We start from the raw sequence: 16,219 nt of genomic DNA on the forward strand, positions 1-16,219 counted from the left end.
TTAGGTAAATTTTGATTTTGAAAAAACCGAAAAGTATTTATTAATGATAGGTTTCAGTATTTTTCTATCTACAGGTTTAGAAACAAAATCATCGCATCCTGCATCTAATGCTTTTTGGATATCTTCTTCTGTAGAATACGCCGTTTGCGCTACAATAGGTAATCCGGGTCTCATTTTCTTTATCTTTCTTGTAGCTGTATACCCATCCATTACAGGCATTCTTATATCCATGAGAATTAAATCTATATGTTCATTTTTTTTACAAATCTCTACTGCTTTCTTACCATTTTCTGCACGATGAATTACAAATTTATACCCTTTCATTTTAAGTAATATCGTTTTAAGAAATAAAAAATTTACATCTCCGTCCTCTACAATTAAAATAACTTGTTTTATAGGAATATCCGGAATCTTTTCTTTATCTAAAGGAGTATCAGATGTCACAGGATTAACAATGGGATTGTATGGTACAGTTAATGTAAATATTGAACCTTTATTAACCATTGAAACAAAAGTAACATTACCACCGATTAGATTGGCGTTTTTCTGAGCAATTGATAAACCTAATCCAAGACCATCATAGCTTTTTGTAGCTTCTTTTTCAGATTGTGAGAAGTTTCTAAATATTAGTTCCTGATCTTCGGGTTTAATGCCGATTCCCGTATCTATTATGGTAATCACCAAAGAACTATTTTCAATTTCGCAAGAAATTTCTATCATACCTTTGGTTGTAAATTTAATTGCATTATCAATAAGATTTTGTAAAATCTTGTGGATTTTTAGTTTATCCATAAGTATGATCCCCTGATCATCTGTTAATTTATTATTGAGGTATATTGCAATATTTTTGCTAATCGCTTTACTCTGAAAATCGGAAAATAGTTTTTGCAACGTCTCATTAATATTTATTTCTTCAAAACGAACTTCGACCTGATTAGTCTCTAATTTTGAAATTTCGATGATATCATCGATAATGTTGATTAATTGATTACTACTATTTATAATAATTTTTGAATATTCTTTTTGTTGATCCGATGTAATTTGTGGGTCATTAAGTAATTCAGAAAAACCAATAATACCATTCATAGGCGTACGTACTTCATGAGAAATATTATGAATAAATGCGGTTTTTAATTTGTTACTCTCTTCGGCTCGTTCTTTAGCAATTTTTAATTCTTTTGTTTTTTGTTTGATTAAGTATTTAAGATATCTGTTAAGAAGAAGAATAACAATTAACGACAATAGAATAATTCCGGTAAGTGTAATCCAGAAGCTTGCTTTTTTATAAAAAGGAACGACGGCATTATATAGCCAATTGTCAAAAATGATTTCCTTTTCATGATCAGTAATATTATTAGTCGTCTTAGCAATAATATCACTAAGCATAGCATTACTTTTTTGAACTGCAAGGCTTGGAGCGTATGTATATGGAGTTTCTGAAACAATTTTAAGATTATCTAGGTTTTCTGTTTTTATAAGGTAATTGGCTACTGCTTTTGGTCCTATATAAGCATGGTATTTTCCGGAGCTAACTTTTTTTAAACAACTTAAATCATCTATTTCTGTAGAAATGTTGAGGTCTTTTTCATACTCTTTTAGGATCTCATATATCGCATAATCTTTAGGAACTGTAATTATTTTGTCGTTATAGTCTTTTAGATGTGTACCATAATCAACATCTTTTTGAGTTACAATAGTATGACTAGACTCAAAGAGTTGTGAGTAAAAATTAAAGTAAGCATCTCTTTTATTGGTTTGTTGGATTTCTAAAACGATTTCAATTTTATTATTTTTTGCATCATTTAGAAGTTGTTCCCAATTAGTATACAGTTTTCGTTGAAATTTGTGATTTGTTTTCTTTTCGATAAGGGAAAGATAATCGATTAAGATACCATCTATTTCGTTATTCTCATTAATAAATTGATATGGGGCATAATATGGAAAAAGCCCAACAGAAATACTATCATTGTTTTGTAGCCAATCTTTCTCTTTGTCACTTAAGACGGTAGATTTCGAACAAGAAAAAAATCCTATCCATATACTAAAGAAACAGAAAATATATAGTAATTTTTTTGCCATAGCTTTTTACTAGTTATCCCTTACTTTTCTTGCTCCTTATTAATAAAGATACTATTTAATAGTAACACTTTCAAGAAACACCAGGCTTATTTATAGAACAAAGTGAATTAATATAAATTCATAAATCATAAACTTTTATATCCTAAGACATTGTATTTCTTTTAGAAAGAATATATAGATAAATGTTTATGGATAACTTTTTTTAAAATTTCTGGATCAATAGGTTTAGCTATAAAATCATCACATCCAGCAGCAAAAACGTTTAGTATATCTTCTTTGTTAGCATAGGCTGTTTGTGCAATCACAGGAAGTTCTGGATGTAATTTTTTTATCAGTTTTGTAGCATCATATCCATCCATTTCTGGCATCTTCATGTCCATAAACACCAGGCTTATGGGATTGTTTTCTTTACAAAATATTACTGCTTCTTTTCCATTTTTAGCACGATGAATGGTAAAGTGATAATTTTCTATTTTTAGTAAGATTGTTTTAAGGACCAAAAAATTAACGTCGCCATCTTCTGCAATCAGGATGGTGTGTTGTCTGGTTTTTGTGTCTTTGTATAATGTAGATGATATTGTATTAAGAGGATTAGAAATGGTAATAGGGCGATAGGGCAACTCGACTCGAAATGTAGATCCTTTGTCAGGAATAGAAGAAAAAGATAACTCACCTTTCATCAGGTTAGTGTACTCTTTGGCGATAGTAAGCCCCAATCCTAATCCTCCATATTTTCTTGAAATTTGATTTTCTGATTGAGAAAAACTCTTAAATATAAGCTGTTGATTCTTAGGGTCAATTCCTATTCCAGAGTCCCGTACATTAATAACCAAAAGATCTGCTTGTAACATAACCGAAATAAGTACAGCTCCTCTTTGAGTGTATTTAACCGCATTTTTAACTAGACTAGTTATAATTTTGATAAGCTTAGATTTGTCAATATGCACATAACGTTGATTGTCTAACAGGTTATTATTAAGTATAAGGGAAATCCCTTTTTTCTTTGCTATTATTTCGAAAGTTGAAAAAACAATATCAAAAACTTCGTATAGGTCAGTCTCTTCCCGAGTAAGAATGACCTGTTTAGTTTGTAGTTTAGAAATTTCAAGTATGTTATCCATACTATCAATTAATTGTTTACTGCTGTCAACTATAATTTTGGTGTATTTTGCTTTTTGGTTATCTGTTGTGCTAGATTCTTTAAGAAGTCTCGAAAAACCAATAATACCATTCATTGGTGTTCGAATTTCATGGGATATGTTATAAATAAATGCTGTTTTTAATTGATTATCCTTTTCGGCATTATCTTTTGCTATTCTAAGTGCTTTTGTCCTATGTTTTACAGTGTAACCCAAATAAAAGTTGATCCCTAAAACAATGAGTAAGCCTAGCAATATAAAAAAGACAAGAGGAATCAAAAAATTGGGATTTTTATAAAATGGTTTTGTTTTAGTGTAAAGCCAATTTTCTACAATATTTTGTTTTTCGCTATCAGAAATATTGTTAATTGTTTTTTGAATGATTTTATTTAAAACAGTATTGTCTTTATCTACAGCAATACTTGGGATATAAGAATATTTAGTCTCGGCTATGATTTTAAGATTGTCGAAGTTTTTAGACTTTATTAAAAAATTAGCTACAGTTTTTGGACCAAAATACGCATCGTGTTTTCCTGTCTGCACCATTTGTAGTGCTATACTTTCGTTGAGATAAGTTTTCAGTTTGATTTCTGGATGCTTTTTTCTTAAGTATTCTTCTGAAGAATACCCAAGAGGAACTGTTATAGTTTTTGTGCTAAAATCTTTTAAAGTAAGTCCATCAGGAGTATCTTTTGAAGCTACAAGAACAAAAGGAGTGTTAAAGAATTCGGTATAAAAATTTAGATATTGACTTCGATCCCAGGTTTGTTGAGCTTCCAGAATCATATCAATCTTTTTACTCTTGGCATCCTTTACCAGTTGTGACCAATTAGAATAATACCTTTTTTTAAATTTATGATCTATTTTATCTTCAATCAGGTTAAAGTATTCAATAAAAATACCTTCAATAGTAGTGTTGTTATTTATAAATTGATACGGAGGGTAGTACGGAAATAAAGCAATTGTAATAGAATCATTTTGTTTTAACCAATCCGCTTCAGCGTTCGTTACTATTTTTTCTTTTGAACAAGAAAAAAATAAAATTGAACACAGAAAAAACAGAAAGGGTAAAAGAAATGTTTTTCGATTACGCATTTAAATCAAATCTTCTAAGGTGATGATAATGATGTTGTTAACATATGTTAGAATTAAAGATAAGCATTATTTGCCCAACTATTAAGATAAGATATGCTACTTTTTTATTTCTGTACCGTCGGGATATAAAGCGAACCTGCCTTTAGAAGGGGAATGCACATGATCATAACTATCCCAAGGCCAACCTCCAAATTCTGTTTGTTGATATTCTTGTATAGCTTCCCTGATTTCTATTTGGCTGTTCATAACAAATGGCCCATGTTTTACTACAGGTTCGTTAATAGGCTTACCTTGCAATAGTAATATATGAGCTTCTGTATTACCGTTTTTCAAAGTAAATTCCTGATCTGCGTTTAGAATAATTTCATGCTGTACAGGAATAGTATATCCTTCACTAGTAACTTCGGTTCCTTTAAAAAAATATAACGATCTGTTTATACCCTTAGAAGCTGTAGGAAGGTTAAACGTTGCATTAGCATCCATTTTGATAGTCCATATTGCTATTTCATTAAGAGGATCTGCTGCCCAGGAATCAGGAGCAGAAGCGGGAGCTGCTGTATCATCTAATTTTCCAGCAATTAGGGTAATCTCGGTATCCTGTCCAAACTCATCCTGTTTCTTTATTTTAGGAACTTCTTCACTCCATAACATTTTAAAATGTGGCTCTACCATTTTCTTATCCCTCGGAAGGTTGAGCCAAATCTGAAACAATAAAAAAGGATTTTCTTTTTCGGTATGTAACAATGGGAACATTTCAGAATGTTGAACACCTTTGCCCGCTGTCATCCATTGTACATCACCGTTACCAAAACGTCCTGCAGCCCCAAGTGAATCAGAGTGATCCACCAATCCTTTCTGGACAATTGTAACAGTTTCAAAACCACGATGCGGATGTGCCGGAAAACCAGGAATCTTGGTGCCATGATACATTCGCCATCCATCTTTAAGCGTAAAATCCTGACCGATATTACGTCCTTCTAACGATGCATCGGGACCTAATTCTCCGTTTCCTTTTGGATATTGATCCTCGTGATATGCACAAAATAAAAATGGATCACTGGTTTCCCAAGGGAAGCCTAACGGTTTGATTTTAATAATTGCAGCCATAAGCTTAATATTTTGATCCCTTATTTATATTAACAGATGATTTGGTAATAAATGCTCTAATATCATCATTCGCTTTAATCAGATCTTCATTTCGAAGGTACATCATGTGACCACTGCGATATCCTTTAAAACTTAGGCGATCTTTAAGTTTTCCATTTGCGTTAAGTTGCCACATCACATATTTAGCATTAAAATAGGTCGTAGCACCATCATAATAACCCGATTGGATCATCGTATGAAGGTTCGCATTCATGGCCATAGCTCTTCTTAGGTTTTCACCGGTATTATTACCTTTGGTTCTATCCCAGGGTCTAACAGGGCCAAACATATTGTATTTTAAATCGGTTTTAAATTTTAATTCCTGACTGTAATAATAGTTAATAGCAGGCGTAAAAGAATGAAGCCAGGAAGTTAATTCACTATTATAATCAGGATTATCCCCTGCGTCTTTTATATCCATTCCTTTATAGCGAGAATCCAATCGGCCAATTGTAAATCCTTCTTTATCTCGTAAAAGGTCTTTCCAGAAATATGATTTTGGAACTTCGAGATTATGTTGTCGTATTGTTTTTTTAGAAAGCCCAGAGTAGTACGCCATCTTGTTAATAACTTCTTCTTTTTTGGAAGCGTCCAGATATCCGCTTTTTACAATGGCTGGAAGCAGTTCATTAATGGTATAGTTCTCTACTTCTGGAAGTACTTCGAGTAAATCTTTATTCTGAAGCTCTGGAGACAACATCTTATGATACCATGCCGCTGCTGCAAAATAGGGTAATCGATTTGCTATTTCTACAGGGCCATCAAATTTAAAGCCTATTTCAGTAGGTGAGACTAATATTACTCCGTTAAGATACATCCACTGGCGATTTTGAAGCTCTAGAGCCAGACCAGAAACTCGTGTGGTTCCATAGCTTTCTCCGATAAGGTATTTTGGAGATCGCCAACGATTATTTCGCGTTACAAATGTATTGATCCAATCGGCCAGGTATTTTACATCTGCTTTTACCCCGAAGAATAATTTTTTATCAGGCATTTTTCCATCTTTTCTGGGGATCATTCTAGAATATCCTGTATTTACCGGGTTTACAAAAACAATATCTGCTACATCCAATACCGAATTTGGATTAGCTTTAATTCCGTAGGGTTGTACAGGAAATCCTTCATTATCGATCTTAAGAATACGAGGCCCTGTATAGGCAATATGCATCCAAACCGAAGCTGATCCCGGACCACCGTTAAATGAAATGAGTAAAGGTCGATTTTCATCATTTTTAATATCAGATCTTTTGTAATAGGTATAAGATAAAGAAGCTATAGGTACTCCTGTTTCATCCCAAACTGGTTGAAATCCCACCGTTGCTTTATAAGCAATGGCTTTTCCTTTTATCGTAGTTGTATGATTAGTTACTATAGTAGTATCAATAGGAACTTTAACGTTTTGTGCTTCGGCATAAAGCGAAATAACAAACACTGTAATGAATAAAGAAAATATGTTTTTCATTTTTATGGTATCGTAATTAGTATTTTTAGTTTTTACTGGCATTCTGAGCAATTTGTTGCAATTTTTGATCGATAGCTTCTTTAGATAACCAATGCCCTCTAATCATTACACCAGAAACCTGTGTTAAAGCTTTGATGTCTTCTAGTGGGTTTGCATCCAGAATAACAATGTCTGCATCCAATCCCTCTTTGATTTGCCCAAATGTATCTTCTTTACCAAAAAACAAGGCAGGATTCATTGTTCCTGATTGCAGCACATCTAATGGCGTTAACCCAGCTGCTATCATTCCGTTGATTTCGTGATGAATTGAGAATCCGGGAACATTAAATAATTGCGGGGCATCAGAACCTAATAATATTTGATGACCACTATCGTGTAATTTTTTTAATAATGTTCTTCTTATAGTATTAAATTGTTGCCATTGTTCTTTATTAAAATTGGGGTTCTCTTCGGTATATTGACCTTTTCGTTGCTTCCAATTTTGCAAGGTAGAAGCAGGCATATATTTCATTTCGGGATCTTTCAATAACTCATCGGCAGTGACCGGAGCAAACCATCTTTCGAATAAACTTTGAGTAGGAACAATCCAGGTATTATTGTCTTTTGCAAGTTGTACCAATTCATCAATTTTGGACTCATCTGCCAGAGGAGTGAAATTGTACCCAAAGAAACCATTATCTCCCGGGTTTACATTTTCAGATTCGGGAACCAGTCCTTCTAAAAAACCATCGATGTGATCAATAGAAGCGTATTTACTTTGTATAGCATGTCGTATACCAACATCAACAGGAACATGCCCAGAAAAAGGAATACCTACTTCGTTGGCAGTTTTTACCAATTGATCGAATACTTCTATCGTAATACCAGGATGGATTTTTAAGAAATCATACCCTTCTTTTTGATACGCTGTTATTTTGGCAACAGCTTCTTCTTTTGTCTTTATAGAATTTCCGTTAAGAGATGGGCTAGAGGTAAAAATTCTAGGACTTAGGAGATCACCGGTCTCTGCACGTTGTCTTAGTTTTAGATGAGAAGGATCACCAAGCATACCTCGTATTGTTGTTATCCCGTTAGAAAGGTATAAAAACAAAACCTCTTCGATACGTTCTTTTGATGTCGAAGGTTGTGGGATATGTGCATGCATTTCTGTTAATCCTGGAATGATGTATTTTCCTTTGGCATTGATTTTTGTAGTATATCCTTCTGGATTTTCTATACTACTAGTGACTCTTTTTATTTTTCCAGAATCGATTACAATCTGTTGTTTTTCGATAGTAGTACCATTACTTACATCTACAATAGTGGCATCTGTAACCAGGATAGCAGTTGTACTCACTTGTTTTTGAGGTTGAGCACAAGAGGTAATTAGTGCTGTAAGTAGTATGAAAAGATATGTTCTCATCACCAGAGTTTTAAAATTTGATTGTTGATCTTTTTAGCCCTTGCAAGGGCCATAGATCTAATTATGTCCTATGTGACATCCACATCCTGGTTTCATAAAGCTTTGTGCTTCTTTATGCCATGGGAAAGCTTGACTATAATTAGCATTCTCCCACCAGAATTTAGTTCGTGTTTTGGTTGTATTACCAATCTCATTCATGGTATCGGTATCATATAAGCGTCCGTTTACCATAGTATATTTTACAGTTTCTGTATTTCTGATATTTTCTAAAGGATTTTTATCAAGAACGATAAGGTCGGCTAGTTTTCCTTCTTTTAATGAACCAATATCATTTCCTGCACCAATATATTCTGCGCCATTTAGAGTTGCAGCTCTTAGTGCTTCGATATTAGTCATTCCTCCTTGCTGAAGTAACCATAACTCCCAATGCGCTCCCAGACCTTGTAATTGGCCATGTGCTCCCAGGTTTACTTTAACTCCGGCGTCGGTTAATGCTTTACATGTTTTCGAAACCAGGATATGTCCATTTTCATATTCTTCATCAGGAACCATAGTTCTATGTCTTGCGCGAGCATCTACAATAGCTCTGGGAGTATATTTAAGTAGTTTTTCATTTTCCCAAACCTTATCTTTCTGGTAGAAATAGTACTCCCCATTCATCCCGCCATAATTTACAATTAATGTAGGCGTATACCCTGTATTACTAGTTTTCCATAGTTCATTTACATCTTTATAAACCGGAGCAACAGGAATATTATGTTCAACTCCTGTATGTCCATCCATAATCATACTCATATTATGATAAAAAGTTGATCCTCCTTCGGGTACTACATTGATTTGAAGCTCTCTTGCTGCCTGTATCACTTGTTGACGCTGATCTCTACGTGGTTGGTTATAACTCTTCACAGATTTAGCGCCAAACGCTTTAGTTCTTCTTATAGAAGATCGTGCATCTTCCAGTTTATTGATCACTGCTTTAAAGTCTCCATCTGCTCCGTATAGGATAATTCCTGTAGAGTAGAGGCGTGGTCCCACCATTTCTCCACTTTTAATCATCTCAGACATAGTAAAAATCGACTCTGTATTGGCAGAGGGGTCATGAGATGTGGTTACCCCAAAAGCTAGATTGGCATATAATTGCCAATGTTTTTGAGTTGTTAGACCATATCTAAACCCTCCTACGTGTGCATGTGCATCTACTATACCTGGCATAATTGTTTTACCTTTTACATCATATACCTTTGCGTCGCCTGGTACGGGCACTTCAGAAGTAGTTCCGATTTTTTCAATACGGTTGTCTTTAATAATGATAGTTCCATCTTCGATTACCTTATCACCTTCCATCGTGATTATTCTGGCATTGGTAAATGCAATTCTACCTTGTGGTACATCTGTTTTTACCTCTAAACCGATTTTGATCCCTGTTGCGGTTACTTCTCCTACTTTTTCTGGAGAGTTAGGCAAAAATGTAAAGCGGTCTTTAACCTCATTAGAGAAGTACTCATCCCCAAGGGTCCATATTATTTTTTTACTATCTCTGGACCAATGAAGATTAACCCCTGCATCTTTAGAGACTTGAGATACTGGTACAGCCTTAGAGTTATTATCCAGGTCTATTTCTTTACCATTAAGGACGAGTGGAGCAATAAATGCTTTATGCAGATTGGTAAAAGCAATCCATTTATTATCAGGACTAGGTACTAATCGGTTGGCATATTTAGATTTTATATGTGTCTTTTTATCTTTTCCATTAAGATCAACAGATTTTAACTCCTTAGTAAGGTTTCCAAAGTATGTACCTCCGGTTTGATAAAAGATACGTTTTCCGTCTTTAGAAAACATAGGATATTCGCCTTCTTCTGTTATTAGTTTAGCATTACTACCAGAGGATGACATAGTATAAATACCAGTATTTTTAGTAAAACTTAAACCCTGATCACTATTTCCATCTTCTTTTCTGAAAGCGATCAAGTTATTTGTTGCATTAAATACCGGAGTTCTATAAATTCCTTTTTTTGTGGTTAGCTTGGTAGAAGTACCTCCCGAAGCAGGAATTTTATGTATTGCTCCCAGATTTTCATCATTCCAGGTGACATACACAATATGTTGACCATCTCTAGAGAAGCTAGGCTCAAACTCAAAATCAGAAGATTGGGTAGTAAGACGTTGCGGTTTCCCTTTGGGTAGACTTTTACTCCATAAATGCCCAAGAGCACTAAATACTATAGTGTTACCATCTGGAGAAGTAACTGCGTTACGAATTACTTTGGAGGTAAACTTTTCGGGAGAAACCGGAGTGTTAAAATGCAAAGTTTCGGCAATTTTGATAGTAGCATCTACCGTAAACGGGATATTAGTCACTTGCTGATTCTCTACATTGATTTTATTGATTTTTCCACCAGCCCAGAATATGATTTCTTTGTTGTTAGGCATCCAACTAAAATTAGGATATATCCCAAAAATCGCCCATGCCTCCTGTTGATCTTTGTTTAAATTATCATAGATTGGCCATTCTTCACCGGTTTCTAGATTATGAATATACAATACCGTTTTGGTACGAACTCTTTTTACGAAAGCGAGTTTTTTGCCATCCCTAGATACTTGTGGTCGTGCAGCGCCTCCTGGTCCCCCAGTAACAGTAATCGTTTTTCCGGTTTCGAATTCATATCTCTTAATAGCATAAATCTGTTTGTTTGGATCTTTATTGTACTGAAAAAATCCACCAGGATACATATCCTCTGCATAGTACATATATTTACCATCAGGAGAAATATGAGGTTCATTAACATCCTGTTGGTCATTTTTTCTCTTGGTTAATTGTAACCCAGAACCCCCCGTGATATGATACTGCCACATTTCACCTGCACCCAGGGAACGCTGAGAGGTAAAGTGTTTTCTTGCTACCAAATAATTACCATCGGGCATCCAGACAGCATTGTTTAATAATCTAAACTTTTCTTTGGTAATTTGTTTAGGCTGACTGCCATCACTATTCATCACCCAAATATTATCACCTCCACCGGCATCACTGGTAAAAGAGATTTTTTTACCATCTGGACTAAAACGAGGTTGTACCTCAAAAGGGATTCCTGTACGTAATACTTTAGCTTTTCCGCCAGAAACAGGGATACTATAAATATCTCCCAAAAGATCAAAAACAATAGTATTCCCATCAGGGCTAACATCCAGATTCATCCAGGTACCCTGATCTGTGGTAAATGTATGATCTTTATAATTAAATTCTCCTTTGGGATTAGAAACATCCCATTTCTCTTCTTCTTTTTTGTTTTTTTTTGTCCTTTTGAGCTTGAGTATTGAAGATTAAAAATACCCCGATAATCAGAGAGGTAACAATATGTTTGTGCATGATGAGTAATTTATATGATCCGAAAATAAGGATTTATCATACAAAATATCTTAAAGTGATGTTAATGCGATTTTGAAAAAAAATAGAATCTTAGATTCTATTTTTTTCATCTTCAATCCCTGTTTTACGTTTTCTGGATTTTTTTACTTCTTTACTTCCAAAAGTATAGGTTAAATTAAAATTAACCTGTCGGCTATCCCAACCTCCATTACCTTGTATGGATAAGTCTCCAAATCGAGTATCTCCTTTCCATGGAGAAGTATATAAGATATCATTAAAAGCTAAACGAGCATTTAATTTATTAGAGAAGAAACGTTTTTGAAAAGCAAGGTTTAATGAACCTAAACTTTTGATTTGATATGTTCCTCCCCAGATAGATGGTGAGTTAAACCATCCCGAGATTTCCATTTTGTAACCTTTGGGTAATGAAAACGTATTTTGACCATATAAACTTAACGTGTTTTGAGATACAGAAACAAAGTCTTCATTATTAGCTTCAAAAATGGTTCTGTATGCATTAAGACTGTAATATACATTCCACCAGTCGTTAATTTTGGTAGGGTAGGATATACTTAGATTAATAACTTTTTGATCTGCTACATTTCTGGTAATAATGAAGTTTTGATTTTCACCCTGGGATTCGGTTACTTGTGCAAAATAATCACCTATTATACTGTAACTTAAAGCGGTAGTTAGTCTATAGTTATAAGTATGTGCAAGTTTTATGTTATCGGTGTATTGTGGTTGTAAAAACGGGTTTCCTTTTCTAAAAGATAATTCATTAATTTTATATTCAAAAGGATTTAAATTTTGGTAGTTAGGTCGTTGTATTCTTCGACTATAGGTCAATGCAAAAGAATTCTTTTGATTCATTTGATAAGTGATACCTCCGCTAGGAAAAAAATCAACATAATCCCTTTTTACTCTGTCGTCAACTGTATTTTGACTACTAAATAATTGTCCATCAGATTTGGTTTGTTCTACTCGAAGACCAAATTGTATGTTTAGTTTTTTGAATTTACGGTTATAGTTAAAATATCCGGCATGAACCTGCTCATCATATGCAAAATCATTGCTTTGATCAAGATTAAGAATATCTTGCCCATTTATTCTATCGAAGAAATCAAATTCATTCTCAGTATTTATATTAGAATATTTAACACCCAATCCTAATTTTCCTTTAAGAAAGTCTTGTTCGTAATCTACTTTTGCTGTAAAAATGGTAATATCTATAGGCGTATTAAAGAAATTAACGGTTTCACTTTGTAGTTCGGTTTCGTCTCCGTTATAATACCGATTGGGTTGCAGGTTTGCCCTGTCATTATTATACTGCCCATAATCCAGATCTATATTCATGCTATATCCTAGAGTATCTTTATAGCGATAATTTAGATTAGCGTATAGATTACTGGTTTTGGTGTCGGTATCACTTCCGGCAACTAAAACTTCTTCTGGAGTACTATTTCCTGGAGGAATAATAAGCGTTCTGGAATCTGTATTTGAAATAGAATTATTAAAGTTTCCGGTAAGAATAACACCTAAAGTAGATTTACTATTCATGAAGTAATCATATCCTAATTTTAGGTTATTACTATTGTTTTCATTAACTGTTTCTGATTTGGCATCAAGAATAGTATTGTTTTGTGTTCTGTATAAGTCTATAAAGCTAAAACTCTTTCCAAAACGATTACTATACGTCCCAAATAGGTTAGATTTTTTATTTCTGGTATTAAAGGAAACAGAAGTAGTATATCTTGCATAATCTCCATAAGTGATTCCGGCATTTGCAGAACCATTCGTACCTAAGCTTTTATCCCTTTTTAGCTTAATATTGATAATCCCGGCATTACCTTCGGCGTCATATTTTGAAGATGGTTGTGTAATAATCTCAATGGCTTCGATATCGCTAGATTGAATAGTTTTTAAGTAGTTAATGAGATCTTCTCCTCTAAGTACAGAAGGTTTGTCATCTATATATATCAATACTCCGGTTTTACCCTCTACAATAAGATTATCATTATTATCAACGATAACTCCGGGAGCTTTTCGTAAAAGTTCATAACCAGATGTTCCTGCCGCGCTAAGGGTATTTTGTACGTTAAAAACAGTCTTATCTGCCATTACCTGTACAACTGGCTTTTCTGCAACTATAGTTATTTCATCCAGGTTTTCTGTTTTTATAGTAAGTGTAATCTGGTTTAGATCTATATCCTCTCCATTAACTATAATTGGAGCAGACGTATAGTCATCGAACCCAAGGCTGGAGATAATACCTTGATATGTTCCGTTTTTGACATTTTCGATATTAAACTCACCTTTTGTGTTGGTGATCACTCCTTTTATGAATTCTTTGTTAGAAACTCTGATAAGAGAAATTGTAGCAGCATCAATTGGCATTGATTGTTGATCCAGAACAATACCCTTTATCGTATTCTGGGCTTTTATAACATTTAAAGACATAAATACAAGGACGATACATACGATCCATTTGTTGTTTTTTCCACACATAATTGTTTTGTTTTTTTGTTTCGACAAATTTGAAAAATGAAACAATATGGAACATCTGTAAACCGACGAGTTGACTATTACTTCGTTAAACAGGAAAGGACAACTTATCTTGATATAGGACAATTCGTCGAAATATATATGCCGAAGAAGTGTTTTAGTTTTAGCTTTGTACTTATTAGAATACAATTATGAAAAAGCCTTTTTTACAAAGAAGAATTTTTGACATTCGGATTATCGAACTTATTGTTTTTAGCTCTATCTATTTATTTTTTGCATCTGCCTATCATATTGCATTGTGGATAAATCGTGGCGGATATCAGCAAGAGGATAACATACTGTTTGATCCAATAAGTTTTATGGATGATAGCGGATTAGGTTATACCTTAAAATTCATTATCACTCTTCCTATTTGGTGGCTTCTTTTTAGAAAATTAAGGACGTGGTCAATAAAAAAGAAGTTACTGCTACATCTAATATTGCTCCCTTTATTTGTTATCATATGGCAACAATTGTATAGTTTTTTTAGTACTATATTTGGTTTTTTCTATTTAAAAGGACCTGCACAAATTTGGGATATATACCTTCCTGCTTTATTTTATATTTTACAATTTGGAATCTTTCATTCTTATCAATATCATGTTGACAATCAGAAAAAGATAAAAATTGAAGGAGAATTAAGGGCTGTAGCGTTAAAAAGTGAGTTGTCGGCATTAAAAGCCCAGCTAAATCCACATTTTTTATATAACGTATTTAATACCATTAGTGCTTCAGTGCCTCCAGAAAATGAAAAGACGAGACACTTAATCGCAGAATTATCAGATTTGTTTAGATATCAATTACAAGCTTCTCAAGTCGAAAAAGTTCTTTTAAAAGAAGAGTTAGATTTTGTGAAAAAGTACCTAGCACTAGAAAAAGAACGTTTCGAAGAACGTTTACAGATAGAAATTGATGTAGATGAGAAGGTGATGGAAGAAATGATACCTCCTATGTTATTACAGCCACTGGTTGAAAACTCTGTAAAACACGGACTTGCTTCCCTGATAGATGGAGGAAAAGTATCAATTACAATTTCTAAGAATGATGATAAACTATTTTTTGAAATTGCGGATACAGGTGTTGGAATAAAGGACAAAGAACAAGTATATGGTAAAGGTATAGGATTAACCAATACCAAGATGCGAATAGAGAAGATGTACAATTCTACTCTTAAACTAAGTGATAATACACCACAAGGATTAAAAGTTAATTTTGTTATATAATAGATGAAACGAGCATTAAAAAAATTAAACGTGTGAAAAAAGTACTCATTATAGATGATGAAGCGGCTGCAAGGAAGCTGATTAAGGAATATTTGATTGATTTTCCAGAACTTATTCTGCTAGGAGAAGCTAATAACGGAGTAGACGCGGTTAAAATGATAAATGAATTTAAACCAGATCTTGTATTTATGGATGTACAAATGCCAGGAATGAGTGGGTTTGATGTATTAACGCATATCGAGGAAATACCACAAATCATTTTTTCGACAGCATATGATAAATATGCATTACAAGCTTTTGAAGTACATGCAATTGATTATTTACTTAAACCATATACCAAAAAAAGATTTAAAGTAGCTATCGAACGTTTAAATTCGTATATGGGTGAAAACAAAGTAAGACCTCTGGCAGAAAGTCTATTGATGGATCAACCTAAATATCCAGAACGAATACTCGTGCAGTCACAGGGAAAACTAATTACAATAGCCGTAAAAGATATTATTAGAGTAGAAGCTTATGGGGATTATTCTAAATTAATAACAGATACAGGAGTGTATCTTAGTAATTTTGGTATTTCGGTTCTGGAAGAAAAATTTAATAATACAATTCTAATTAGAGTGCATCGCTCTTCTATTATAAACCTCAACAAGGTAAAAGAGTTGAATAAGTATACAAAGAGTTATGATGTAATTATGCAAAACGAGGATGTGGTAAGAGTAAGCCGAGGTTATATGGATAATATAAAACGACTAATGTTTTAAC

The 16,219-nt window shown here is 33.6% G+C and carries 9 protein-coding genes; 2 read left to right on the forward strand and 7 right to left on the reverse strand.

Features of this window, described 5'->3' with window-relative positions; genetic code table 11:
- The 7 genes from NNL09_RS16090 to NNL09_RS16120 form a co-directional block, all read right to left on the reverse strand.
- The gene (locus NNL09_RS16090; protein ID WP_196909858.1) at positions 1-2,079 is read right to left on the reverse strand and encodes a response regulator; all 2,079 of its coding nucleotides are present in this window, start codon (positions 2,077-2,079) and stop codon (positions 1-3) included.
- Positions 2,080-2,240: 161 nt separating this feature from the next.
- Positions 2,241-4,313: an ATP-binding protein gene (locus tag NNL09_RS16095; protein ID WP_025664755.1), complete on the reverse strand. Its 2,073-nt coding sequence runs from the start codon at positions 4,311-4,313 to the stop codon at positions 2,241-2,243.
- Positions 4,314-4,409: 96 nt separating this feature from the next.
- Positions 4,410-5,420 carry a pirin family protein gene (locus tag NNL09_RS16100; RefSeq protein ID WP_196909859.1) on the reverse strand — a complete coding sequence of 337 codons (1,011 nt, stop codon included), beginning with the start codon at positions 5,418-5,420 and terminating at the stop codon, positions 4,410-4,412.
- Positions 5,421-5,424: 4 nt separating this feature from the next.
- On the reverse strand, positions 5,425-6,921 hold the full coding sequence (locus NNL09_RS16105; protein ID WP_196909949.1) for a S10 family peptidase: 1,497 nt from the start codon (positions 6,919-6,921) through the stop codon (positions 5,425-5,427).
- Positions 6,922-6,946: 25 nt separating this feature from the next.
- Positions 6,947-8,323 (reverse strand): amidohydrolase family protein, encoded by a 1,377-nt coding sequence (locus NNL09_RS16110; protein ID WP_196909860.1) that lies wholly within the window; start codon positions 8,321-8,323, stop codon positions 6,947-6,949.
- Positions 8,324-8,380: 57 nt separating this feature from the next.
- Positions 8,381-11,518: an amidohydrolase family protein gene (locus NNL09_RS16115; protein WP_254514259.1), complete on the reverse strand. Its 3,138-nt coding sequence runs from the start codon at positions 11,516-11,518 to the stop codon at positions 8,381-8,383.
- Between the two features lie 262 nt (positions 11,519-11,780).
- Positions 11,781-14,198, reverse strand: a complete 2,418-nt coding sequence (locus NNL09_RS16120; protein ID WP_196909862.1) for a TonB-dependent receptor domain-containing protein — start codon at positions 14,196-14,198, stop codon at positions 11,781-11,783.
- A 188-nt stretch (positions 14,199-14,386) separates the two neighbouring features.
- Between NNL09_RS16120 and NNL09_RS16125 the strand changes: the two genes are divergently transcribed.
- On the forward strand, positions 14,387-15,457 hold the full coding sequence (locus tag NNL09_RS16125) for a sensor histidine kinase (RefSeq protein WP_025664761.1): 1,071 nt from the start codon (positions 14,387-14,389) through the stop codon (positions 15,455-15,457).
- A gap of 32 nt (positions 15,458-15,489) precedes the next feature.
- Positions 15,490-16,218 carry a LytTR family DNA-binding domain-containing protein gene (locus NNL09_RS16130; RefSeq protein ID WP_025664762.1) on the forward strand — a complete coding sequence of 243 codons (729 nt, stop codon included), beginning with the start codon at positions 15,490-15,492 and terminating at the stop codon, positions 16,216-16,218.
- Position 16,219 lies beyond the last annotated feature (1 nt).

Origin of the sequence: Aquimarina sp. EL_43, assembly GCF_943422735.1 — a bacterium.
Taxonomy (GTDB): domain Bacteria; phylum Bacteroidota; class Bacteroidia; order Flavobacteriales; family Flavobacteriaceae; genus Aquimarina; species Aquimarina megaterium.